This window comes from Opitutaceae bacterium TAV5 (assembly GCA_000242935.3).
Classification (GTDB): domain Bacteria; phylum Verrucomicrobiota; class Verrucomicrobiia; order Opitutales; family Opitutaceae; genus Geminisphaera.
This window is the reverse complement of the sequence record CP007053.1, coordinates 6,642,376-6,666,647: the sequence shown is the minus strand read 5'-3', so window position 1 is coordinate 6,666,647 and position 24,272 is coordinate 6,642,376. Positions and strand designations below refer to the sequence as shown.

General features: G+C 64.9%; 19 protein-coding genes. 3 read left to right on the top strand and 16 right to left on the bottom strand.

From position 1 onward, the window contains the following. Nucleotides 1-92: 92 nt before the first annotated feature. The 7 genes from OPIT5_28085 to OPIT5_28055 all read right to left on the bottom strand — a co-directional run bounded on the left by OPIT5_28085 (nucleotide 93) and on the right by OPIT5_28055 (nucleotide 7,228). Nucleotides 93-1,016 (bottom strand): hypothetical protein, encoded by a 924-nt coding sequence (locus tag OPIT5_28085; protein ID AHF93485.1) that lies wholly within the window; start codon nucleotides 1,014-1,016, stop codon nucleotides 93-95. Nucleotides 1,017-1,095: 79 nt separating this feature from the next. Continuing rightward, entirely contained in the window at nucleotides 1,096-2,100 is a 1,005-nt protein-coding gene (locus OPIT5_28080; protein ID AHF93484.1) for an aldolase, read from the bottom strand. 210 nt (nucleotides 2,101-2,310) lie between these two features. Further along, complete coding sequence (locus OPIT5_28075; protein AHF93483.1) at nucleotides 2,311-3,102, bottom strand: lipopolysaccharide ABC transporter ATP-binding protein; 792 nt, start codon at nucleotides 3,100-3,102, stop codon at nucleotides 2,311-2,313. Between the two features lie 189 nt (nucleotides 3,103-3,291). After that, the gene (locus tag OPIT5_28070) at nucleotides 3,292-4,005 is read right to left on the bottom strand and encodes a hypothetical protein (protein ID AHF93482.1); all 714 of its coding nucleotides are present in this window, start codon (nucleotides 4,003-4,005) and stop codon (nucleotides 3,292-3,294) included. After that, entirely contained in the window at nucleotides 4,002-4,523 is a 522-nt protein-coding gene (locus OPIT5_28065; protein ID AHF93481.1) for a hypothetical protein, read from the bottom strand. Before OPIT5_28065 ends, OPIT5_28070 begins: the two co-directional genes overlap by 4 nt. Further along, nucleotides 4,523-5,032 (bottom strand): HAD family hydrolase, encoded by a 510-nt coding sequence (locus OPIT5_28060; protein AHF93480.1) that lies wholly within the window; start codon nucleotides 5,030-5,032, stop codon nucleotides 4,523-4,525. Before OPIT5_28060 ends, OPIT5_28065 begins: the two co-directional genes overlap by 1 nt. Before the next feature lie 150 nt (nucleotides 5,033-5,182). Further along, the gene (locus OPIT5_28055) at nucleotides 5,183-7,228 is read right to left on the bottom strand and encodes a transketolase (GenBank protein AHF93479.1); all 2,046 of its coding nucleotides are present in this window, start codon (nucleotides 7,226-7,228) and stop codon (nucleotides 5,183-5,185) included. An 83-nt stretch (nucleotides 7,229-7,311) separates the two neighbouring features. Between OPIT5_28055 and OPIT5_28050 the strand changes: the two genes are divergently transcribed. Beyond that, the gene (locus OPIT5_28050) at nucleotides 7,312-7,596 is read left to right on the top strand and encodes a hypothetical protein (protein ID AHF94839.1); all 285 of its coding nucleotides are present in this window, start codon (nucleotides 7,312-7,314) and stop codon (nucleotides 7,594-7,596) included. Nucleotides 7,597-7,648: 52 nt separating this feature from the next. Here OPIT5_28050 and OPIT5_28045 read toward each other — a convergent pair whose 3' ends face one another. After that, entirely contained in the window at nucleotides 7,649-9,445 is a 1,797-nt protein-coding gene (locus OPIT5_28045; protein AHF93478.1) for an FAD-dependent oxidoreductase, read from the bottom strand. 118 nt (nucleotides 9,446-9,563) lie between these two features. Between OPIT5_28045 and OPIT5_28040 the strand changes: the two genes are divergently transcribed. Continuing rightward, the gene (locus tag OPIT5_28040) at nucleotides 9,564-10,646 is read left to right on the top strand and encodes a LacI family transcriptional regulator (protein ID AHF93477.1); all 1,083 of its coding nucleotides are present in this window, start codon (nucleotides 9,564-9,566) and stop codon (nucleotides 10,644-10,646) included. A 121-nt stretch (nucleotides 10,647-10,767) separates the two neighbouring features. Here the strand turns inward: OPIT5_28040 and OPIT5_28035 are convergent, their stop codons facing one another. The 6 genes from OPIT5_28035 to OPIT5_28010 form a co-directional block, all read right to left on the bottom strand. Further along, nucleotides 10,768-12,177 carry a PhoPQ-activated pathogenicity protein gene (locus OPIT5_28035; protein ID AHF93476.1) on the bottom strand — a complete coding sequence of 470 codons (1,410 nt, stop codon included), beginning with the start codon at nucleotides 12,175-12,177 and terminating at the stop codon, nucleotides 10,768-10,770. Between the two features lie 73 nt (nucleotides 12,178-12,250). Beyond that, on the bottom strand, nucleotides 12,251-12,886 hold the full coding sequence (locus OPIT5_28030) for a hypothetical protein (protein ID AHF94838.1): 636 nt from the start codon (nucleotides 12,884-12,886) through the stop codon (nucleotides 12,251-12,253). Between the two features lie 14 nt (nucleotides 12,887-12,900). Further along, a complete protein-coding gene (locus OPIT5_28025; protein AHF93475.1) occupies nucleotides 12,901-16,044 on the bottom strand; it encodes a glycoside hydrolase family 42 in 3,144 nt (1,047 codons plus the stop codon). A gap of 59 nt (nucleotides 16,045-16,103) precedes the next feature. Continuing rightward, complete coding sequence (locus OPIT5_28020; protein AHF94837.1) at nucleotides 16,104-16,853, bottom strand: hypothetical protein; 750 nt, start codon at nucleotides 16,851-16,853, stop codon at nucleotides 16,104-16,106. 113 nt (nucleotides 16,854-16,966) lie between these two features. After that, complete coding sequence (locus tag OPIT5_28015; GenBank protein ID AHF93474.1) at nucleotides 16,967-19,291, bottom strand: beta-galactosidase; 2,325 nt, start codon at nucleotides 19,289-19,291, stop codon at nucleotides 16,967-16,969. Between the two features lie 32 nt (nucleotides 19,292-19,323). After that, on the bottom strand, nucleotides 19,324-20,052 hold the full coding sequence (locus OPIT5_28010; protein ID AHF93473.1) for an N-terminal cleavage protein: 729 nt from the start codon (nucleotides 20,050-20,052) through the stop codon (nucleotides 19,324-19,326). Between the two features lie 186 nt (nucleotides 20,053-20,238). Here OPIT5_28010 and OPIT5_28005 point away from each other — a divergent pair, with 186 nt between their 5' ends. Then, on the top strand, nucleotides 20,239-21,297 hold the full coding sequence (locus OPIT5_28005; GenBank protein AHF93472.1) for a LacI family transcriptional regulator: 1,059 nt from the start codon (nucleotides 20,239-20,241) through the stop codon (nucleotides 21,295-21,297). Nucleotides 21,298-21,389: 92 nt separating this feature from the next. On the opposite strand, the gene OPIT5_28000 is transcribed toward OPIT5_28005, so the two are convergent. Together OPIT5_28000 and OPIT5_27995 are read right to left on the bottom strand one after the other, a co-directional pair. Continuing rightward, entirely contained in the window at nucleotides 21,390-21,566 is a 177-nt protein-coding gene (locus tag OPIT5_28000) for a hypothetical protein (protein AHF94836.1), read from the bottom strand. Between the two features lie 87 nt (nucleotides 21,567-21,653). After that, nucleotides 21,654-23,975: a DNA polymerase gene (locus OPIT5_27995; GenBank protein AHF93471.1), complete on the bottom strand. Its 2,322-nt coding sequence runs from the start codon at nucleotides 23,973-23,975 to the stop codon at nucleotides 21,654-21,656. Between the last annotated feature and the right edge of the window lie 297 nt (nucleotides 23,976-24,272).

Below are 24,272 nucleotides of genomic sequence, written 5' to 3'. Positions count from 1 at the left end.
ATATCTACCGGATTACAGATTCTTCTTCGTTGGTTTGATCTTTGTTTCCTTCGTTACCTTCTGTTCAAAAAATCTTTTTTCTGGAAGTCCCCTTATTTCAGGATCGGATGATCGACGAGGATGAGGAAATCGCGGATGCGGCTTTGCTGCGCGGGCTGGACGGTGCGGACGGTGTGCAATTCGTTGAATGTCCTGAGCATTTCGTCGAGCTTGCCGGAAAGGTTTTGCAGGGTGGGATCGTTGGCGAGGAGGCGGGCGGGCGGAAGCGAGGCGCGCACGCGCTGCACATGATGCGCGGGCTGGTCGAGGAGCTGCGGATTGACCTTCACCAGCTCGAACACGGCGCGGCGCACGGAATCGGCCACGCCGTCCACCTGCGAGAGCATTTCCAGAACCCGGCGCGGGCTGGTGGTGATTTCCTCCGGGGTGACCTGGCGGGTCTCGGTCTCCGTGACGATCTTGCCGGAGATGATGCCGCCCCCGCCGGGAGCAGGCGGGACATAAATGCCGTTGTACACGGGGGGCGGGACGATGACGCCGGACGAGATTTTCGTCTCGGTCGTGGTGCGGTAGACGACAGGCACTTTTACGGTGATCGGGGTGTCGAGAACCTTGCGCAGTTCGGAGCCGACCTGGGCAGGCGTGAGGACGCCGGAGAACAGGCCGAGGTTGACGGACTGGGCCGTGCGCAGGAAAACCGCGCGGCGGCGGGCGGCGTCGATGGCCGGCTGGGTGGCCTTGAGTTGCGAGAGGTCGAAGCGATCCCACGGCACGAGCTGGAGGTTGCCGGCCGGATCGGTGAGGACGACGAGTCCTTCGGGGCGGGCTTCCCAGATGCCCGCAAAATCGACCTCGCGGCCGTTGGCGCCGGTGAGCCTGACGATGTCATCGGCCGCCGCCGCCGGCTCCTGCGGGGCGGGATCGTCCTGGGCAGGGAGGAGCGGGGAGGCAAGGACCAGGGCTGCGAGGGCAAGGCCCGGGAGCAGGCCGGGAGGCAGGGCGCTGTGGAGAAACATGCCGCGGAGTATCGTGCCGGGAACGGGCAACGTCAAATCGTGACGCGGGTCCGCGAGGCGCCCCGGCCGGCGGGCGGAATCAGTCGCGGGGCGGCGGGCCCGGAGTGAAGGGTTTGATGACGCGTTCGCGTTCCTCGGCCTGGCGACTCATGAAGGCGATGAGGCGATCGTTGAATTCCTTGGCGGGGTCGTGCCCGATCTTTTTCAGGGCCTGCACCATCGCGGCCACCTCGACCAGGCGGGCGATGTCGCGGCCGGGGCGCACGTAGAGCTCCACGTGCGGGACGCTGATTTCGAGAATCCGGTAGGTCGATTCCTCCAGGCCGGTGCGCTCCTCGATGGCGTCGGGCGTCCAGTCGCGCAGCGTGATGACGAGGTCGATGTGCTTGTCGATGCGCACGGCCCGGATGCCGAACATCTCGGCGATGTTGATGATGCCGATGCCGCGACATTCCATGTAGCCGCGGTTGAGTTCGCGGCTGGAGGCGAGGAGCCGCGAATCCTCGACGACGCGCACCACCGTGAGGTCGTCGGCGACGAGCAGGGCGCCGCGTTCGATGAGGGCGAGGGCGCACTCGCTCTTGCCGGTGCCGGACTCGCCGCGAAGCATCACGCCCATGCCCTTGATATCCACCATGGTGGCGTGTTCGGTGGAGACCGCGGCAAATTCCTGGTCAACGCAGAGGGTGGCGAGGTTGACCCAGTGCATGGTGATCATCGGCGTGCGGAAGATCGGCAGCCGGCGCTCCTCGGCCACGGCCAGCATGGCGTGGGTGGGATGGAAGTTGCGCGTGACCACGATGCAGGGGACGCCGCGATCGGCCATCTGGTTGAGGATCTCGATCTGTTTGCGGGGATCGACGGTTTTGAAAAACGTCATCTCGGCGGCGCCGAGCACCTGGATGCGTTTGTTGGCGAAATATTTGAAAAAACCGGTGAGCGCGAGCGACGGACGGTTGATCGAGCCTTCGCGGATGAGCCGGTGCAACCCCGCGCCGCTGGTCACGAGGTCGAGTTTCAGTCGGTCGCGGTAGGTTTCGTAGAAGTGGGAGACCGTGATTCCGTGGATGGCCTTGTTGGGCATGGGAGAGCGGGTGGATTGAGAATCGGGGGATCTGAAAATTGTTTTTTTGAACAGAAGGAAACGAAGATAACGAAGTCCTGAAACAAAGAATGCCTCTGAAATATATAGTATTATATTTACCGGGTTATGGATTCCTCTTCGTTGGTTTGATCTTTGTTTCCTTCGTTATCTTCTGTTCAGAAAATCTTTTTTTGGAAGTCCCCTTGATTTTTACATGTTGAAATCCTGGCCGAGGTAGAACTGGCGGGCTTCGGGATCGTTGATGAGGAATTCGCTGTTGCCCTCCTTGAAGACGCGGCCTTCGCGGATAAGGTAGGCGCGGTCGACGATGCGGAGGGTTTCGCGGACGTTGTGGTCGGTGACGATGACGCCGATGCCGCGCTCCTTGAGCCGGAGGATGATCCGTTGCACGTCGGCGACGGAGATGGGATCGATGGCGGCGAAGGGTTCGTCCATGAGAATGAACGACGGGCGGGTGACGAGGGCGCGGGCGATCTCGAGCCGGCGGCGTTCGCCTCCGGAAAGCGTGTAGGCGCGCTGGCGGGCAACGTGGGTGAGGTGGAGTTCCTCGAGCTGTTCGTTGACGCGGGCGGCGCGTTCGCGGCGGGGCACGCCGACGGCCTCGACGATGGCGAGGATGTTTTGTTCGACGGTGAGCTTGCGGAAGGTGGACGGCTCCTGCGGCAGGTAGCCGAGCCCGAGACGGGCGCGCTGGTGCATGCGCAGGCGGGTGATGTCGCGGCCGTTGAAGAGGACCTGGCCGCGCGTGGCGGCGACGAGACCGACAACCATGTAGAACGTCGTGGTCTTGCCGGCGCCGTTGGGGCCGAGAAAACCGACGATTTCGCCGGCCTTGATGTGGAGGTCCACTTCGTTGACGACGGTGCGGTGTCCGTAGGTTTTGACGAGGCCGCGCGTCTCGATCTCGTGGAGCGGGCCGGTCCCGGCGATGGCGGCGGGCGAGGTGGCGTCGGTGGAAGGGGCCGTGGCGTCGGTGGTCATGGGTGGATGGAGGAATGCCGGGTGACGGGGGGCATGGGTAATGTGTAGCTGGTGTTACGCATCCGCGTAGGGGCGCACTTCACGTGCGCCCGCGAAGGTGATTGAAGCTTCGTCCTGCAAACGGGCGCACGTGAAGTGCGCCCCTACGAAAACGTGTCCGCGTGACATCAGTTTGTAAGTGGCCATTCGTCATTTTTTTTCCGGTTTGGCGTTGGCGCCGAGGTCCTGGATCGGAGGGGCCATCAGGCGGACGTCTTCGGCGATGGCTTCGCGCTGGCCGCGCAGGAGCGTGATACGGGTGGCGGCGAGAAGGGTGTTGTTGCTGTGATCGAGAAGGACGGGGGCTTCGGTGAGCACCACTTTTTCATCGCGCGGAAACACTTCGGCGCGGCCGCAGGTGGCCTCGCGGTCGTCCTGGACGATGCGGACGTGGCCGGTGGCGAGGATGTACTTGAAGTGCTCGAAGGTGCCGATGGTCTCGTCCTTGTCGCCGATGCGGGTGGCGATGATTTCCAGGCGGTCGCAGGTGATCTTGAGGTTGGTGCCGGTGAGGACGACGTTGCCGGTGCAGATGGCGCGGGTTTCCTCGTCGGTGGACTTCATCTCGAGCTTGTTGCTGCGGAGTTCGGTCGGGACCGGATCGGGAGACGTCTCGGGGGTGGGATCGGTTTTGTCCTTGCGGGGGGCGGGCAGGGCAATGGCCGGCGGCGGCGTGGCCGGGGTGGCGGCGGGCGCGGGTGTGGCCGCGGGCGGGGGCGTGCTGTTGCCGCCGGTGGTGTCGCGGTTGAGCGGTTTGGGCGCGGGAAAGGCGATCTGCGCGAGCGCCGCGCCGCCGCCGGCGAGGAGAAACGCGAGCGGGAGAGCGAGGAGGTGTTTCCGGAAACGGGAAGAGGTCGGCTTCATTTGAGAATGTTGGTGATTTCGGCCTGGAAAACGAGGTGGGCGTCGCGGTTGATGAAGATGTGCTGCTCTTTGTGGTTGTAGCTCCAGTCGCTGCCGGAGGCCTGAAAATCGGTGCGCACGATGTTCACGTCGCGTTCGCCCTGTACGGTCTGGTCCTTGACGAAGGCTTCGGCGAGGGAGCTGGTGACGATGGTTTCGGGTTTGTTGGCGGCATCCTCGGTGAAGAGGGTAAGCTGCATGTCGAAAACGATGATGTGATCGGGCGAGAGGACGCGGCCTTCACGGGCGATCATGAGGGATTGGCGAAGGCCTGCGTCGGTGAAGAGAGGGAGCTTGAAATCCCGGATCGGGGCGCTGGCGCGGATATCCTGGGTGGTGGTGGCGGCCGCGGTGGTGGCGGCGGGTTTTCCGGATTCCGGTTTTTTGTCGGGAGCGGTTTCGGCATGCGCGGGCAGGAGGGCGCATGCGAGGACGAGGGTCGCGGGATGGAGGCGGCGGATGAAGGCGGGGAAACGCATCAGAGGGCGGTGTGACCGCGGGCGGCGAGGATATGTTCGCAGATTTCACGGACGGCCCCGAAACCGGCGCGGCGGGTGGTGATGTACGTGGCGGCGTCGTGGGCGGCGGGCATGGCGTCGGGGACGCTGACGCCGATGCCGGCCCAGCGGATGGCGGCGGCGTCGATGTCGTCGTCACCCATGTAGACGATCTCGTCGGCGGCGAGGCCGAGCGAGGCGGCGAGGTCCTGGAGGGCGGTGATCTTGTCGGTGCGACCCTGCACGATGTGGGGGATGCGGAGTTCGTTGGCGCGGACGGTGGTGGCGCCGGAGTGGCGTCCGCTGATCCAGGCGGTGGCGACGCCGGCCCTGGCGAGGCGGGTGAGGCCCATGCCGTCGAGAACGGAAAAGATCTTGCTCTCGGTGCCGTCGGAATGGGTGTGGATGGTGCCGTCGGTGAGGATGCCGTCGACGTCCATGGCAAAGAGTTTCACGCGGGCCCAGCGGTCGGGAGTGATGAGAGACTTCATGATGAAAAAAGCTGAAATCAGGAAAAACTGAAAAGCTGAAATTTTAAAAGTGCGGCTGCTGCGCGACGGTGAATTGAGTGGCGGGTTTCAGGTGTGTGGCAGGCTTCTGTTTCAGCTTTTCAGCGTTTCAGTTTTCAGCTTTCCCCGGGCTCATCCGAGCCAGGCGACGATTTTTCCGATGATGCTGTCGCGGGCGGGGCGGTAGACGGCTTCGAGTTCGGGGGCGAAAGGCACCGGGATGTCGAGCGAGGCGATGCGCAGCGGCGGGGCTTCGAGATCGAAAAAGTGCTTTTCGGTGAGGCGGGCGACGAGTTCGGCGCCGAAGCCATGGGTGCGGTGGCCTTCGTGGATGACGATGAGGCGATGGGTGCGGGCGAGCGAGGCCTCGATCTGCTCCAGGCGGAGAGGCGAGAGCGCGCGCAGGTCGAAGAGGTCGATGGTGCGTTCGTATTCGTTCTCCAGATACGAGGCGGCCTCGGTGGCATGGTGGACCATCTCGCCATAGGTGACGAGGGTGGCGAAGTCGCCCGCGCGGACGTGGCGCGGCTGCCAGACGTCGCGCCAGGCGGGGTCCCAGGAGACGGGGTGCTTGCCGCGGCGGTACAGGCCCTTGTGTTCGAAAAGGCAGACGGGGTTGTCGTCTTCGTAGGCGGCGAGGAGCGCGTTGAAGGCATCCTGCGGCGTGCTCGGGTAGAGGGCCTTGATGCCGGGGAAGGCGAGGAAGAGGGTTTCCAGTTCCTGGGAGTGGAAGGAGCCCACGGTGATGCCGCCGCCGCAGGGGAAGCGGAAGACCATCGGGACTTTGGCGCCGGAGCGGTAGTGGTAGGTGGCGGCGTTTTGCGTGATCTGGGTGACGGCCTCGGTCGAGAAGTCGGCGAACTGGAATTCCTCGATGGTGCGGATGCCGCCGAGCGCAAGGCCGGTGGCGTAGCCGGTGCAGGCGGATTCGGCGAGCGGGGTGTTGAAGACGCGGGCGCGGCCGAAATCGCGCAGGAGGTGTTCGGTGACCTTGAAGGCGCCGCCGTAAACACCGATGTCCTGGCCGAGGAGGAGCGACTCGGGGCGTTCGGCGAGGATCTTGCGCAGGCCGCGGTTGATGGCCTGGGCGAGGGTGAGCGGCTCGGGCGCGCCGGCGGAGCCGGGGCCGAGATCGGGTTTCCAGGCGATTTCGGTGGTGGAGGGCGCGAAGGCGTCGGGCGGAAGCGAGGAGGGAGAGGGGGGGGGGACGGCGAGGGAGACCTTGATGCAGTCCTCGATGAAGACGCGGATGTCCTGTTCGTGTTTTTCGATGAGGGCGGCGTGACCTTCGGCGACGAGCCGGGTGCGGAAACGGGGCAGGGGGTCGGCGGCGTCGATGGCCTGGATCTGGCCGGCGGAGAGGTAGTCGCGCGTGTCGTAGGCAGCGTGGCCGCGCAGGCGAAGGGTCCGGGCTTCGATGAGGAGAGGGCGGGAGGTGGAGCGGACGGTGTCGATGGCGTCGGCAAGCTGGCGGGCGATTTTTTCGGGATCGTCGGTGGCGTCGAGAAAGCGGCCTTCCATGTTGTAGGCGGCGGCGCGGGTCCACAGTTCGACACCGGCGGGGTATTGTTCGCTGACGGGGGTGGAGTAGGCGATGTCGTTGTTTTCGACGATGAAGACAACGGGGAGCGAGAGGAGCGAGGCGAGGTTGAGGGTTTCGTGGATATCGCCGGTGCTGGAGCCGCCGTCGCCGAAGAGGGCGAAGCCGACGGCGGGTTTGCCGGCGCGGCGCTGGGCGTCGGCGAGGCCGGCGACATTGGAGATCATGGAGCCGAGGTGGCTGATCATCGGCAGCGAACGGTTGGCCGGGTCGCCGTGGTGGACGTTGCCCTCGCGAGCCCGGGTGGGGCTTTGCGAGTTGGCGAAATACTGGTCGAGGTGCTCGCAGAGGTGGCCGCTCCAGATGAGGTGGCCGCCGAGGTCGCGATGCGTGAAGGAGATGACGTCGATGGCCTTGTCGGCGAGGAGGGCGAGCGGGATGATGAGGCCTTCGTTGCCCTGGCCGCCGGCGGCGGTGCCCTTGATGAGGCCCTGGCGGAAGAGATCGACGATGCGGTCATCCGTGACGCGGGCGTAGAACATCCAGGCGTACAGGCGCACAAGAGCCGGGGGAGTGTTGAGGTCGCTGGTAGAGATGTCTCGCTCGGCGAGGATCGCCGGAATCTGTGGGAAGGCCATGAAGGCGCCCAAATTGGCAAGGCGAGGGAAGGGGGGCGAGTATTTGTTTTTCGGGAGGACGAGGCCGGGGGGGGGGACTCGAAGTGGAGTCGGAAAGTGGCACGGGCTTCCAGCCCGTGATTCCGGGAGGGGGGGAGGGGACGCTTGCGGCGCGGCGCCGTCCACGGCCAGGATGGCCGTGCCACGCGGAGAGGCAACGCTCACGGGCTGGAAGCCCGTGCCACGCCGGAATCGTTCTCGTACTCTTTCTCCGGTCCGGGTTCGTTCTCCTGCTCCGGCCACTCGCACGGCACTCGCACGGCGCGCCGCAGCACGAGTACGAGAAAGAGAAGGAGTACGAGAAAGAATACGATCCGGAGAAAGAGTGAGAGAACGAGAAAGAGTAAGAGTGGAGGCGGGCGGGACGCCCGCGCCACCTGTTTACCAGGCGTGGATCTCGTAGACGCGGGCGGCGGGGGCGCCGTGCGTGGCGAGAACCTCGAGTTCGAGTTTCTGGCCGGTCGCGGGTCCGGCGAGGCGGTGGACGCGCTTGCGCTGCCAGTTGGACGTCTCTTCGGCGATGACCTTGCCGTCGAGCTTGAGGCGGTAGTGTTTGACCGTCTCGGGCTGCGGGCCGCGGACGCTGCGCTTCGTGTGGCTGTCGCTCATCGAGAGGATCAGTTCGCGTTCGAAGCCGCTGTCGAAGGTAATGTGCACTTCGCGGATCGCGGCGGGCGCCGGGAGTTCGAGCGCGAGCGTGGCAGGAAGCGCGGCGGATTCCCAGCGATGGAGCGTGTCGCTCGCGCCGGCCCAGGCGCCGAAGCTGGCTTTCAGGTCGCGCGGGGTGCCATCGAGGACATTGGCCGCGGGGGCGGCGGGCGTCTCGCTGGTGGCGGTGACTTTGGCCGAACGGAGGAGGTCGGCGGAATCGGTGTGGGTCGGCAGGTCGGGCAACCAGGCGTCGTCGCGCTGGAGGCGGTGCTGGAGGGTTTTGATGTTTTCCTTTTTCGCGGCGAGCGTGCGCAGGTCGTTTTCTTTCTCGCCGAGCCAGACCGCGGCGGCCGTGCCGATGGCCTGGCCGCCGATGGCGCAGGTGGCCATGACGCGGGTGCTCGCGAAGGCGACATGGGTGGCGCTGATGTTGCGGCCGGCGAAGAAGAGATTCGCCACGTTGCGCGAGTGGTAGCAGCCGAAGGGGATCGTGTAGATGTGGTTGAAGTGCGTGGGCGTGAAGGGGCGCTCGTCCGGCACGTCCACACCGGAGGGCGGATGGATGTCGATGGCCCAGCCGCCGTAGGCGACCCGGTCTTCAAAAATGCGGCCGCCGAGGACATCCTGTTCCTTGAGGACGTGGGTGCCGAGAAAGCGGCGGCTTTCGCGCTTGCCGGGGATGGGGGCGACCCAGTCGAGCGCCCAGTTGGCGGCGTCGGGATGGTCGCCGGAGTTCTTGATGTAGTTCCACACGCCGAGCGTGATGCGGAGCAGCTCGTGACGGATCTTTTCGTTGTCCTTGATGGTGTCGAACTGCCCTCCCCATTCGAACCACCAGTAGCCGTATTCGTAGCTGTTGATCGGGCGGTACTTGAAATCGCTCTTTTGGAACTTGCGCACCCAGGAGGGGGCGATGAAGGGCTGCGGTTTGTCGTATTTGCGGCCGGTGAGGAGGATCGAGCTGCCGAGCGTCTGGCGGTCGGCGACGTCGCGGGCGAGGGTCTCGCCGTATTCGGACTTGGCTTCGCGGCCGTGCTGGTAGTCGGCGCCGGCTTCGGTGCCGAGGCGGCCGTCGCCGGTGCAGTCGGCGAAAAATTTCGCGCGGATGGTGAAGGCGTCTTCGGTCGGGTGGCGGACGGCGTGGGCGGCCTGGATGACGCCGTCCTTCATCTCTACGCCGGTGACGATGGTGTCGAGGAGGAGGGTGATGTTGGGTTCGAGTTTGACCTTCTCGTAAAGAAGGAGGTCCCACTGCGCATAGCAGCGATGGGGATTGCGGACGGCGTCGTCGAGGCGGAGTTCCTCGATGATGCCGGATTCGCGCAGGCCGGGTTTGCCGCCGTGGCAGTCGGCGCCGACGATGTGCATCTTCACCTCGCTGGAGGCGTTGCCGCCGAGGATGGAGCGGTCCTGCACGAGGACGACGCGGGCGCCGTTGCGGGCCGCGGCGAGGGCGGCGTTGACGCCGGCCATGCCGCCGCCGGCGACAAGGAGATCGGTTTCAAGGGTGTGGGTCTGGAGTGGCATGGATGAGTGAATGCGGATTTCGGAATGCGGAGTGAAAATGCAGTGTGCAGGGAAAGGGTTGGCGGCGGGCTTGCGTGAGGGCGAGGCATGGCTTAGTGAAATCGTTCACTGAAATGCGATGAACAGCAGCGACGAAAGCCGGACAGACGAGCGGAAGGGGTACGCGACCCTGAAAGATGTGGCGCGGGCAACGGGGCTGGCGGTGTCGTCGGTGTCGTATGCGTTGCGGGGGATGAAAAACATCCCGGCGGAGACCGCGGAGCGGGTGCGGGAGGCGGCGAGGCGTCTGGGCTACCGGCCGAACCCGCGGGTGGCGGAAGTGATGGCGAATGTGCGGCGGGGGCACCCGATGCCGACGGGCGAGCGGATCGCGCTGGTCTGCGTGGAGGGGACGCGGGCGGACATGGCGAAGGGGGGATTTCTGGACAGCGTGGTCGCGGGAGCGCGGGAGCGGGCGGGCGAGGCGGGCTACGCGCTGGAGGTGTTCTGGCTGACGGAGGTGGGCGGACGGGCGGAACGGCTGGCGTCGATCCTGCGGGCGCGCGGGATTACGGGCGTGGTGTTTGCGCCGGTCACGCAGCACGAGGACGTGGAGATTGCGTGGCCGTGGGACGCGTTTGCCATGGCGGTGCTCGGCACGGCGGAGTGGCCGGCGCCGCTTTCGCGGGCGGCTCATTTTCACTACGAGGCGATGGAGGAAGCGTTGCGGCGGCTGCGGGAGGCGGGCGCGCGACGGCCGGCGGCGATTGTTTCCGCAGCGATCGACGAGCGGGCGCACCGGAGCTGGCAGGCGGCGTGGCTGGCGCACGGGCCGCGCGGGGCGGCGCGGCGGCTGTTGCTGTTGCCCGGAGCGAAGGCGAGGACGGGAGCCGGAGGGAAGACGGCAGGCGGCGGAGGCGGATTGCCGGAGAAGGCGGTGCTCGAGACGTGGCTGCGGGAGCGGGAGCCGGATGCGCTGGTGCTGGACAACGGCGGCACGCTGGAGGCGGCGCGGCGGGCGGGCTGGAGCGGGGCGGCGGACCGTTCGGTGCTGCTGTCGTGGCATCCGGGGCACGGCGCGCACGGGGTGGACCAGCGTTACGACATCATCGCGGCCAATGCGGTGGATCTGGTGGTGGCGCAGTTGTTGCGCGGGCAGCGCGGGCTGCCGGATTTCCCGAGAAAGTTGATGTTTCCGGGGGTGTGGCGCGCGGGGGAATAATACCCGGTATGCGGAAGCTTTTTGCCGTGCAGGGGCGTCGCTCGCCGACGCCCGTCGCCTGCGATTGTCGCTTCATCCTGCCTGGCGCGGGCGTCGCAAGCGACGCCCCTACGGGGCAAGTTCACGGCGTTTTTGCCAGGTGAGCGGCGGGCGTATCGCTTCCAACGATACGGAGCTGGGTGCAGAGGCGGAGGGGCAGTTCGTCGACCTGGTAATCGAGGTCGGCATAGAAGGCGAGGTGACCGGACTGCGGCGCGGCGAGGGTGATGACGACGGGTTGCGGGTTTCCCTCGCCGCCGCCGGAATGGGTGGCGGCGGCGAGGTCGATCGGACGCGATTCCCAGCGGGCATTGCGAAAATCCGTCGTGGGCGAGGTGGCCGTCCAGAGATTCGCCCGGGCCGGCGCGGGACGGGTGATGACGGTGAGGCGAAGACGGGGACCGTCGGGCGTATCCGTGTCGTCGTGTTTCCAGGTGACGGCCGGGAGTTCGCGGCCGGTGAGCTGGCAGCGGACGAAGGCGGCGATGTTGTTGAGCGCGCGCATGGGGAGTTCGCGTTTGCCGGCGGCATTGCGCGGCGAGAGATCGTGACCGGCGTTGGGCGTGTAGGAGATGTATTTGGGGCCGGGCAGGCCGTCCCAGTAGACATTGAGCGCATCGGTGGACCAGTAGCGGTCGTTGTTTCCGAGGACGATCATCTTGGGCAGGGTGTACTTGGCGCGGTAGGACCACGGATCGACCATGGCCCAGAGATGGCGGGCCTGCGGCGTGTCGGGGGAGGGGACAAGCTGGCGCTCGGTGTAGGGCTGGATTTGTTCGCTGTAACCGCCGAGGCGGTCGTGTTGCAGGGTGATCTGTTCGGGGATGTTGAGGAGATCGATGACCATGGGGGCGATGGCGCTGACGCGCGGATCGGCGGCGGCGGTGAGCCAGGTCGTCCAGCCGCGTTTGGAGGCGCCGGTGACGATGAATTTTTCCGGCGCGGCATCGGCGCCCCATTCCTGTTTCGTGAACGCCTGGATGGCGTCCATGCCCTTGACGACGCTCTTGACCATCGGGAAGAGGAGCGGCCACGAACTGTCTTCGGTTTCGAGGTAGCGGACAAACGTTTCGGCGACGAGGCGATCCTCGGTTTTCCCGTCGAAAAGCGGCTGGCGCGGCACGCCGAGGACGATGGCGACGGGGGCCTTGACGAGGTTGGCGAGCATGATCCCGTGCGCGGTGTATTTGGGGCTGAACTTTCCGCCGTTGTTGATGAGCAGCATGGTGTCGGAAGGCGCGACGCCTTTCGGGCGGATGATGACGACATCGTGCTCCCACGGAATGCCGTGCCACACTTGGGACTTGAGTTTGAGCAGCCAGTAATCGCAGGTGCCGAGGTCGCCGGTGGTCCGGAGCGTCCAGCCGTAGTCGGGTTCGGGGCGGGCGATGTAGGCGGCGAGATCGGGCGGGGGGGAGGAAGTGTCCGGGGACGCGGCGCAAGCCAGGGAGGCGGACAGAGGCAGGAAGAAAAGCGACAGCAGGAACCGCATGGAGCACATGCGAGGAAGATTGCCTCTTTGTTGCGGGCAGGGTCAACCGCAGGGAAGCATCCCGGGAGGATTTTCAGTGAGCGATCGTTTTTGCCCGGAAGGTTTGCCGACGATGGCAGACAAGGGTTCCTGTGACCAGAATCCCGATCAATAATGAGCAGGTCACCGGCTCAGGGATGAACGGACCGACATTGAGTGTGACGGTGGCGTGGCCGGTGAAATCGTGGCTGTTAAAGTCGGTGTCGCCCCAGCCGGAATCCGGATGGCTGACTGTTCCCAAAACAAAGGTTCCCGTCACGGATGTGCTCACGGAAAACGTGTAGGTCGCCAGAAAATGAGTGCCGGTGTCTGCATACGTTTCCCAGTCTTCCGGAACGGCGCCGAGAACGTGTCCGTTTTGAGGGGCAAGCTCGTTGGCCGGGCTTTGGGTGATGGCAGCGTTCGAAAACATCGGATCATCGAAGACACTGCCGGCGAAGTCGCGCCCGATGATGGCAAACATGCCGGACGTGGCGCCGTCGATTCTCCAGAAATAATCGACGCCGGAGACTCGTTCGTCGCCGGTGATCAGGAGGTTGAGCGTTACGGAAAAGGTTTCGCCCGGAAGCACGTTGATGGCGGTTGTCGGGCAGACGAGCGACACGTCGGCCCGGGCACAACAAGCCGTCAGGGCGAAAGCACTGAACACCGGAAACAGCACGGTTTTCATGGGAGGGGGCGGGTTCAGTCAACGAAGGCGCCGGCCTGGCTTTTGATGAAGTTCACGTCGGACGTGTTCACATTTCCGTCTGCCGTGACATCGCTGCGGAAGTTGAGGGCGTCCGGTAGTGCGGCGGCACGCGATTTGGTGAGGTCGACGTCGGCGGTGTTTACGTTGCCGTCGTCGTTCGTATCGCCGTGCAGGATACGGAGGCTGACTGTGGCCGTGGCGGCGGCATTGCCATCCGGCCCCCTGATGTCTTGCAGGGCGACTTGCAGGCGTTGCGTGTTGGCCACACCGGAAAGGCGGATCGTAACACCGCCACCCGGGAGGTCATAATCGACTCCGGCCACCGTGGCCGTGCCGGCGGTCACGATGGCTTCGAGAGCGGAGACGGGCTGGTCGAATGCGAGAACGAGGGTGAGTGTGTCGCCCCGGCGGCATTCGACGGGGGCAAGGGTGGCGTCCGGAGGATCAGTGTCGCCGTTTGTCACCGCAAGCGGGATGTCGAAGACGCCCGCCGGGCCATGCGTCTTGCGGGAGACGGCATCGAGCAACACGGGCGCGGACGCGCCGGCGGTCCGGTCGATCGCCATGAGATGGGAACCGGCCGGCAACGCGAAGGTGACGAAGCCGCCGCTTGTGCCGGATGGCGCGACCTCGGTCGCCAGGCCCGTAGTGCGGTCGATACTCCAGAATTCGCTGGCGGCGGCGATCCAGGATTCCGGGAGCGATGTCACCGATCGGGTCGCCTCCTGCGGCTGGGCCAGCACGTTTTTCCCGAGGCGGTAATAATTGACGCTTTCGCCGGATTGCACCTGGTCGGAAAAAATCCCCGCATCGATGACCGCGTAAAATGAATGCGGCAACGATGCCAAGGCGGCGGTGCCCACGGCGATGACCTTGCCGTTTCCGTAGTCCTTCCGGATTACAGCGGGTGTTTTTGCGGTGTCACTCCACTCGGCCCACACTTCGGTGACGGAGGCGCGGGCGAAGCCTTGCCGGCCCGATGTGGCGGGGATTGCTGCCATCGGATCGAGCGGCCCCGCTGTAACAGCCACCATGTCACCGGTTGCCGCCGTTGCCATCTGGATTCCGCTCCAGACCGGAGGGCGGGAGGCGCTGTCGAGCTCCATGACGAGTGTGCCGCCGGCGGCAACCCAGTTTTCCAGGGCAGGATGATCGAGGATGTCCTGGTCGTTGCCGAAGTGGCGTGTGACATACAGCAGGCGGACGGAGTGCAGCAAATCGGCGTCGAGTTCGATCTGACCGGGAAAAATCATCACCGGAGTGCGGCCCAGGCGGCGTGGTGGCGTCATGATGGTGCCGAACAGGTGTTGCAGGTGCTGATACTGGTCTGAGCGAAGCGCGGCAAAGGCGCGCGGCCAGAGATAACCGACTTGGTCCGGGATTTCCGGCAATGCTCCGCTGATCCGGTCGATCAGGTGGGTGACCGTTGAAAAATGGGAGAAGGCAGCATGAGCTCCGCCGGCAGGGTCGAGCATCGGGTAAAAATTCCCCGACGACCATTGGTAGACGGTCTGGATGTCGGCTCCGTAGAAAAATTGCCGGAGAAACGCACTGTTGAGCGAACCGGGGGTCAGGGTGCTGGTGGCGGCGTTGGCCAGAGCAGTCAGGCTGGTTTCGGTGAGGTTGACCGGGCGCTGCCACGAGAGCCACATCGCCGCCATTGTGTTGCTCACGCCGTAAACGTTGCCGCCGGTGCAGTCGCCGAGGTTTTTTGTCGGGTCGAAGTTCAACCCGTGCCGTCTGGCGTAAGCGTCGCTGGCGGCATACCAGTTGTGGCGATGGAAAACCGGGATAAACTCGTCCAGGGCGGCGGCGGCTTGCCCATACACGGTGTTGAAGTAGTTCGTAAGCATGTCCTGGCGAAAGAGCAGAAAGCGGCCCCAGTCCGCCGCGCGGGTGGAGGCTTCGGAGGACTTCGGCAGGGAAACGACGGGCAACCCTCGCGCAGCCAGCCAGTCCTCCCAGGCCGCCTGGGCCCACGAAGAATAATCGTTCCACGCACCGGATACTCCGTAGGTGAGTTCGTTGGTGAGGTGAAATCCGGATACGCTCGAAAACCGCTGGTAGTATCCGATCGCGCGGCTCTGGAACTCGCCCTGCCACTGCAAGGCTGCCGGTGACGCGGGCGAATAATTCAGCCAGATGCCTGTGGAGTCCGCGCCGTTTTCGTCCTTCATCCGCACATCGAGCCCCTGATTGTAAACCCAGTCAGGCGTGTAATGCGGGGTGAGAAAAATTTGCACGTGGAGTTTTTCTTCCTCCGCGACTTCCAGAAACCGGTCGACCGCCTCGGGAAAAACAAACTGGCCGCGGCTCGGTTCGGTGCCCCTCCAGCCAAGCTCGAATGCGAAACCCTTCAGGCCGAAGAGCGATTTCATCCTTCGCATTTCGGCCCGGATGGAGGGTTCGTCCTTCATCTGCGTGGCGTTGACGGGCCACAGGACAAAGGCGCCCCGGACGGGTTCGCCATCGCGCAACAGCGTTCTTCCTTCGATCGCATAGCTTGCCGGAGGCGGCGCCGGTTCGAGGTCGACGTTGATCGAGAAAGCCGTCTGGTCGGGACCGGAGCGGCCCCATTGCGTGGCCTGCCCGCTGTTTCCGAATGTGCCGGTCGAGGTAAACGTCACCCGATAATAAAGGCGACTCGCCCGGGGCGAGGGCAGTGCGACCGGGCCGGAAGTGACGGCGCTGGTCAGGGCAACGCCGGTGGAGGCCATCGTCCGGATTTCCTGCCAGTCGATCAGGTCGGTGGACCATTCCGTCTTGACGGTTACGCCCGACGCGGCGGGGGCGAAAAATACCTTGTCGTAAACGGCAAAGGAAACCGGACGGAGACCGGAGCGGGAAAAATCCCACGCGAGGATGATGCCGGGGGTCTCTGTATTGCCGCTCCAGGGATTGGCGTAAAAAGTAGTGCTGCTTTCGTTACGCCAGTCGATACGACTGTCCGAATACCAGGCACCGTTGACTTGCGGGCGTGTTCCCGAAGCCTGCAACTGGTTGCCGGTCGCGGTGAAGGTATAGGCGCTGCCGGTGATATCGGCGCTCTCCACATAAACGGTGGCGCGCGAGGCCGGGGCGGCGAGAAAGGCAATGGCCGCCATCGCGGCGACTTTCATGGAATATTCGGGGGGCATTTCGGGTAGTGTTGTTTGATGAAAGAACGGGGCGGCGGAGACGGCCGCCCCTCCGGAAATCAACGGGATTGGCGGCGGTGCCGGCGGACGAAACCGGCAAGACCGAGAACCACCAGTCCCGTGATCGCCACCCAGGTGGCGGGCTCGGGAACGGCTGCCACGTTGAAGGTGATGCTGAACGCGGTCTGGTCGGGGCCGGAGCGTCCCCATTGCGTGCCTTGGCCGCTGTTGGCGTAGGTGCCGTCTGAAGCGACCTCAAAGGTGACCCGATAATAGAGGGTGCTGGAAACGAACGAGGAGAGTGAGATGTCCGGAGTGGTGGTATAGCTGCTGGCATTGGTCCCCGTGGAGGTGACTGCCCGGATATCATGCCATGTTGCGAGATCGTCGGACCATGCCGTGGTCACTGTTACTCCGGTGGCGGCGGCCACCATAAAAACCCGGTCATAAACATCCATTGATTCCGGACGAAAAGAAGTACTCGAGAAATCCCAGGCCAGAATGATGGTGGACGTTCCGCCGGACCACGGATTGGCAAAATAGGTGGCGGTGCCTTCGGCGCGCCAGTCGATACGGCTGGCCGAGTAAAAGGCATTGTTGACCTGGGTGATGCTGTCGGCGGGTTTGGCCAGGAGTTGGTTGCCGGTGGCCTGGAAGGAGTAGGTCGAGACTCCGCCGGATGTGGTGATGTCGCCACTATCAACGAGGATGGTGGCGTTTGCGGCCGGGATGAGGAACAGGCTCGCGGCGGCAAGAAACGCCGCGCCCTGGAGTGCTTTGAGGCATGACGGTGTGAGTGGTGTTTTCATGGTGTGACGGGTTGGTTTGTTTGGACGTTCTGGAGGAAAGATCGGGATTTCGGGCAAAGCAGTCGCTGGACACTTGCAGAAGTGGTCATCGGCGAGAGCGGACAGCGGCTGGATTAACCGCGTTTTTTCAAGGTGAAGAGATAGACTTCGCGCGGGGCGAGGGTGAGCGAGTCGGCATTCAGGGTGGCATGGGTGGGGGTGGTTTTGTGGTTTTCGTTGTGAAGCGCCTCCCCTTGCAGGCTCCAGCCTTCGGGAAGTTCGAGGCGGGTTTTTTGCGGGCGCCAGGCGGTGTTGATAGCGATGAGGTAACGGAGGGACGGGTCCTGGTAATCTTCGCGCAGGCCGGTGATGACCGCGCTGGCGGTCATGTCGGTGGCGTTGCCGACGAGGCGGGCTTCCTGCCGGAGGCCGATGATCTCGCGGGTGATGCCTTCGACAAGGCCGCGCAGGGCGGCGGAGTAGTCGGAACTGAAAGCGCTGTAGATGACGCGGCCGCCGGTGGAGGTTTGCAGGAGGGTCGGGTAGCTGTCGCTGTTCCAGGCGAGCACGCGGCCGTGGGTGGCGGTCCTGATTTCGGCTCCGGGCAGGATCGCGTCGGCGTCGCCGACGACGGCGGAAACCATCTCGACGCCGCCGATCTGGCAGTCGCCTTCAAAATAGCTTTCGAGTGCGGAGTCGACTTTGCCGATCTGCTGGTGGCGGCGGTCCCCGATGGGAGGCTTGCGATCCTTGAGGCCGAGGAAGGCGGGGGGCGGTTGCGCGGCCCAGAGTTCGTCACGCGCGAGGCTGTCGCCAAAGGCCCAGAGGCGGCCGCCGTCGGCGAGATACGTCTGCACGGCGGCGGTTTCGCGGGGCTTGAGGACGGTGGCGGTGGGCAGGACGACGAGGGTGTAGCGTTTCAGGTAGTCGGGCGTGCAGCGTTCCTCGGGGATGTAGTCGACCTGATAGTGGCTGTTGCGAAAGAGGCTGAACGCGCCGGAGGCATGGCGGGGCACGAGATCGCCGGTAGACTGGAGCGCGGCGGTAGTAGAATAGACGATACCGATGCGGCCGGCGACGCGGGGCGAGGCGAGTTCGCGCTGGTGGGCGGAAATCTGCATGAGGAGGCGGGTGTATTCGGCGCGGCCTTCGGCGTTGGCGCCCCCGGGGCCGAGGATGCCGTGCTCGGTATCCCGGATGAAAGCGAAGATGAACATGCCGCGCGCACCGCCGGCGAGCGGCGCCCAGAGGAGGGTGCGAATGGTGTCGGGCGTGCGGGCCTCGGCGCCGGGGGGCATGGAGTTGATTTCGAAAATCATGACCGGCCTGCCGTCGGCGTAGCTGGAGGCGGCGTCGAGGATGTTGCGCGTGCCGAAGGGGGAGCCGGAGTAGAGGTTGATGCCAAAGATGTCTTCGGAGCGGCCCATGAGTTCCCAGTTGGTGCCGGAAGAGGCGGTGGAGCGATCCCACGGGTTGGTCTGTTTCTTGTTGGTGAGCAGGAGGGCGGGGGCCGCCTCCTTGATGATCGTGCGCTCCCAGGCGAAGAAGCCGGCGAAGGCGCGCTGGCCAAACTCCATCCAGTCGAGCCAGGCACGGCGGTTGAATGCTTCCGGCTGGCGAGGCGGTTGCACGTCATCCCAGGTGGCGAAGCCGGTGCCGTGGGCGCGGTTGAGGGCGTCGAGAGTCGTGAAGGTGGTGCGGAGGTGATCGCGCCAGGCGGCGACGGCCCATTGCGAATATTCGGCGAACTGGTCGCCACGGTTCCAGGTGCCGCCGTAGCCGGGTTCGTTCCACGCACCGATGCCGATGACGTTGGGCTCGGCGGCGACCATGGCGGCGGTGGCGCGCCAGAAGGCGGGGATGTGCTCGCGGAGTGCGGGGGAGTGGAGGCTGTAGGGGGTCCAGCTTCCGGTGCGTTTGCCGTCGCTGCCGACGGGGGCGTGTTCGGAAGCCGGATACGCGCGCTGGAACCAGCCGGGGACGTAGTGGCCGGTGAGAAGCGGGATGACGGCCATGTTCCAGTCGGCCGCGCGGCGGATCATGCCGCGAACCTTGTCAAAGGAGGCGTCGGGAATGTCGCCGGGGCGGGGCGCAGTGTTCCAGCCGATGTCGAAGTGGACGGCGTTGGCACCCATGGCGCGGGCCTGGGCGAGGTCGGCGTCACTCGTGCCGAAGACGAAGCCGATCGGATAAAAGGGGGCGTCGTCCTTGAAGAGGACACCGTTGGTGAGGGTGAAACGGGATTTCCACGGCGCCTTGGCGGAGGGCGGCAAGGGGGCGGGCAGGCCGTCGGCGATGGGCGCGGGGGTGGCGGGCGCTCCCGAGGCGGCGACAGCATCGGCCGGCGAGGATGGCGGAAGCATGAGCAACGGCGTGCAGAGGAAGGTGAAAAAATGCGTTTTCAAATGAAGCGAAAAACAGGAGCCGATACGCTGATCACGGGTTGCCCGACATAACATGACATGAACGGGTGAGACGGGAGAGAAACGGATCAGGGAGTCTTCGTGTAATCCTTGTCGAGGACATCCCATTTCCACCAGTTGGGCGCCCATCCTTCGCCTGTCGCCACCTTTTCCGGAGGCATGATTTCCACGTGCCCGTCGAGGAAAAGGATGTTGGGGCGACCCTTGTGCGCATCGGGATGGCTGCATGCGACCTGAGCCCGCATGGAGGGCGTCACGTCGGTGATGAGGATGGGCTTTGCACTCTCGTTATAGGGGACGAGATTGGCGCCGTCCTTCTTCATGCGGTTGCTCCGGTCGTCGGTCATGTAGGTGGACTGGTCGCCGCCGCCGATGTATTTCCGGAGCGGAAGAAGCCCCGGGCACGCGTAGGCGCCACGTTCCGCGATGTTCACGTCCCCGGGATAGCCCGAGAGCACCAGCCTGGGCGGAGGCGGCAGGTGGCCGCTGTCGATAATGACCCCGATAATATTCATGGGGGTGGTGCCCTGAAAGAGGCTGCGCGAGTCGTCGCCGACCATTCCGGGAAGCACGCCTGTTCTCGAGGCAGAAATATAGCTGACCAGGCCGATACCGATCTGGCGCAGGTTGCTTTTGCACTGGGCCGCCCGGGCACTTTCCCGGACCTTGCTGACCGTCGGGATAATGATGGCGGCGAGGATGCCGATGATGGCGATGACCGTCAGCAGTTCGATCAGGGTAAAACCTGCCCGGCCAGTCGCAGATTTCGTATGCAGGGAGGGGATGAAAAATTTCATAACGGGATAGAGGAATGAGGTTGGATTGATTTTGGTGGAGAGGGGGGGGATTGGTCGTGGCCGGCTATCGCGAATGACCTGTCAGGAACACGGGCTCCCCGAAAACGTCGGCAACTTTTCGTATCCTTGACTCGAAGTAAAACAATCTGATGGTTTACAGTATATCGTCCGGTTTTTGATCAACCCATGACTGCGACCCGCATCACTCTCCGCTCCCTCGCCACCGAAGCCGGTGTCTCGCCGATGACGGTGAGCCATGCGTTGCGCGGGTCGGGGCGAGTGAGCGCGGAGGTGCGCGAGGCGGTGCGCGCGCTGGCCAAGGCTCGCGGGTATCAGGTCGATCCGGTGCTCGCCGCCGGGATGGCGCAGATGCGGCGGCGGCCGGGTCGCCGCATCGAATCGGTGCTGGCGTGGCTCAACGTGACGCCGGATCGCGATCCGTTTGCGGGCAATCCCGTGTTCCAGTTGATGTGGAAGGGGGCGAAGGCGCAGGCGGAGGAAGCGGGGTATCGGCTGGAGCGGTTCTGGCTCAACGAACCAGGCGTGTCGCCGGAGCGGCTGGCCGGCATCTTCCGGGCGCGAGGCATCGAGGGTGTAGTGGTTAATCAATACTACCGGCAGGCGGCGGAGGGGGGACGGGCGCCGGGGCTGGCGTTTGACCTGTCGCGGTTCGCCTGTGCGAGCGTGGGGACGCGACTCAGGGCGCCGGACATCCATTTTGCCCAGGCGGATCACTTCGCGTGCGCGTTGCTGGCATTGCGGCGATTGCATGCGAACGGGTTCCGGCGGGTGGGGCTGGTGTGTCCGCCATCGGTCGATGCGATCACGGGACATCGAGTGTGTTATGCGTACGAAGGCTTCGTGAAGCACACGCGGGAGATGAAGGCCGTTCCGGTTTTCCGGACCGAGGGGACGCTGGCGCGTGGCGACGGCGGCGAGGCGCTGGAGCGGTGGATCGCACGATGTCGGCCGGAGGTGATTCTGGGGTGGCTGTTGCCGTGGAATCTGACGCGTCTGGGATTTTCCGTGCCGCAAGAGGTGGGCGTGGTGACGATCGACCGCGTGCCGGCGCCGGGTTACGAGAACTGCGCAGGCGTGGACCAGAACCATGTCGAGATCGGCGCGGCGGGCGTGCGTGTCGTGATCGAGCAACTACGGCAGGGGAAGCGCGGGATTCCGGAAACGGCCGCGGCAACCATGATCGAGGGGCGGTGGGTGGAGGGGGAAAGTTTGCCCGCGAGATGAGCGGTGGCATGGCGATGCGCCGGAGTGGCTGGAGGGGGAAAAAAGTGGCGCGGGCGTCCCGCCCGCTCCCACTCGTTCTCATTCTCTTTCTCTTACTCTTTCTTGTGCTGCGGCGCGTCGTGCGAGCGCCGTGCGAGTGCCGGAGCAGGAGAACGATCGATCAGGAGAACGATCAGGAGAAAGAGAAGGAGAACGAACCCGGACCGGAGAAAGAGAACGAGAAAGAGAACGAGAACGATTCCGGAGTGGCGCGGGCGTCCCGCCCGCAAAACACGGGCTGGAAGCCCGTGTCACTTCATGGGCAGGATGCCCATGCCACTCCGGAAGCGGGCGGGACGCCCGCGCCACTTCTGTCATCAGAACAGCTCGCCCTGGACGCCGCCGGCGGGAGGGACGCCGAGGAAGGGGCCGTAGCGTTCGAGCCAGTCGTCGATCTTTTCGAGATAATAGCTCGCGTCGTAGGGGGCGGTTTCGGCGTCGTAGAGTGCGACAGGACGGGCGCGTTGCCAGTCGGCCGTCTGGCCGGGTGTGCGGGGTACGATGTAGTAGGCGATGCGTTCGCCCATGCGCGGGCGCGGGGTGAGTTGCAGCGCGGCCTCGGCGGCGGGACGGCGGGGTTTGCCGCCGTTGTTGATCCACAGTTCGTAGGCATCGGGGTTCTGGCCGAGCACCTCCGATTTGGCGAGGTCGGCGACGGGGTGTTCGCGGCGGCCGATGGTTTCGCGCAGCCGGGCAATCTCGTCGAGCGGGGAGTCGGCGGAGGCGCCGAGCAGGAAGTGGATCAGCATGGTGCCGAGGCGGCGCAGGCAGGGTTCGGTGCCGCGCGAACGGAGCGCGCTGCCGCGCAGGATGATCTTTTTGGTTTCGCCGTCATAGAGCGCGTAGTTTTTGGACTTGTAGCAAAACATCGCCTCGTAACGGCCGTCGTACTCGAGCTCGATGCCGGGCGGGAGGACGGGGGTGATCTTTTCGAGGAGCGCTTCGGGGCGGTCATGGTAATCGGGCGCGGAGAGGTAGATGCCGTCGGTGTCGGCTTCGAGGATGGTGCAGCCTTCGGCGGCGAAGGCGTCGATGAGCGTCTGGAGGAGTTCACGGCCGCGTCGCGTGACTTCCGCGGCCAGCTCGCCGTCGCCGAAGCGCGCGCCGGAAAAACCGAGGTAGCCGTAGAAGGAATTGATGAGGATCTTGAAGCTCGTCTGCCGAGCCTGCGCCTCGGCGCGCTCGTCGGCGGTGGGGGCGGAGCGGGCGAGCTGTTTGTAGCGCAGCCGGTATTCGCGGAGGCTGCGTAACAGGGGAATGAATACGCCGAGCGTGTCGTTGCGCGGGTTGCGTCCGATGGAGAGCAGGAGGCTCGGGTAAAGCGAGGCCACGTCGAAGTGGAGGACGTGCCGGAAGACGCCTTCCTGGAAGCTGCGCGTGTAGCCGCCTTCGAAGGCGCGGATTTCGGGCGGAGCGGGGACGGACTGGCGGGCGTGGTAGTAGTCTTCGAGAAAGAGCAGGTCGATCTTGTTGGTGATGCCGCGCAGGATCGCTTCCTGCGGGAGGATGGGAAATGTCCTGATCTGCTCGAAATACGTGGGGAGGAGCAGGTCGGCGATGCCCTGCGTCTCGCGGAGGTCGTCGGCGAGGTAGGCGAGGAAGCGTTCGCGGTCCTGGTGAAACGCATCCTGGATGTGCGCGCCTTCGATGTAGGTGCGGTCGGAGTTTTCGTCGGTGATGCCGAAATAGACGGCGACGTCTTTCAGGCCGTACGAGGTGAGTTCGCGCGTGGTGATGTCGTAGAGCTGGATGAGGAGGTAGGTGTCGACGACGGTGCGGCCGGGCAGGTCGCAGCGGGGAAAATCGATCCAGCGTTCGGCGACCTTGAGGCGGCTGTTGCGAAAGGTGGCGGGCTGGCCGAAACGTCCCCAGGCGCACGGCACCTTGTGGCGGCGCGCGCGGCGGCGCAGGTAGTCGAGGTCGAACTTGAAGAGGTTGTGCCCCTCGATGAAGTCGGGGTCCTCGGCGGCGAGGACGGTGTTGAGCTCCTCGAGGAGTTTTTTTTCCGCGGCATCGGTCATCGCTTCGAGGACGAGAAGGCGGGTGCGGGAGTGGGGGGAAGCGGGGGAGTGGGCGAGAGGGGGGAAGGGGGGGACCGCGGCGGACGGGAAGTTGAAGCGCAGGCCGATGGCGAGGACGCGGTCGCCGGGTTTGGAGGCGTCGGAAAAATCGCCGTCATGCGAGGCGGTTTCGATGTCGAGCTGACAACGGCGGACCTGACTGAAACTGATATCGCGAAAAAGGCGCTGGCGGTGCTGGAGCAGGTACTGGCTCTCGGCCGGCCGGATGACATCGACGCCAATGCCGACGCCGGACGCGGCGCGGGCGGTTTTGACGAAGGCGTCGAACGCGGGGAGGGTGTCGGCGTGGACGAGGCGGTTGAAAACGGCGTCGCCGGCGAGGGGTTCGATGTGGAGAGCGTTGGTGACGCGCCCGGTGGCGAGATCGGGCGATTCGGTGGTGGAGGCGGTGAGCCAGGCAAAGGGGCGGAGGGTATCGGTGCGTTCTTCGCGCTTACCGTCGGGAAGAGCGACCGCAAGGTGTGCGACGCCGTCTTCGGCAATCCACAGACCGCAGAGCGACGGGGAAGCGGAGGGCGCGGCAGAGGGGGGGAGGTGAGTGGTCGGGCGGTCGGGCATGGCGGAAGGGAAAACGGAAAGCGGAAACGCGGAAAGAACTAACCACCGGGACCTGGATTGGCTGCACCAAAACCGATCCGGTCCATTTTACCGCGAAGGACGCGAAGGATGCGAAGAACAACAAAAAGCCGATGTTACGCGGAGGGCGGCGTGGCACGGGCTTCCAGCCCGCGGGTTTGGTGTGGCATGGGCATCCGTGCCCATGATTGCCGGGGGGAGGGGGGGACGTTTGCGGCGCGGAGCGCCGTCCACGGGCAGGGATGCCCGTGCCACGTCGGGCCGGGTTTCGGCTTTTCC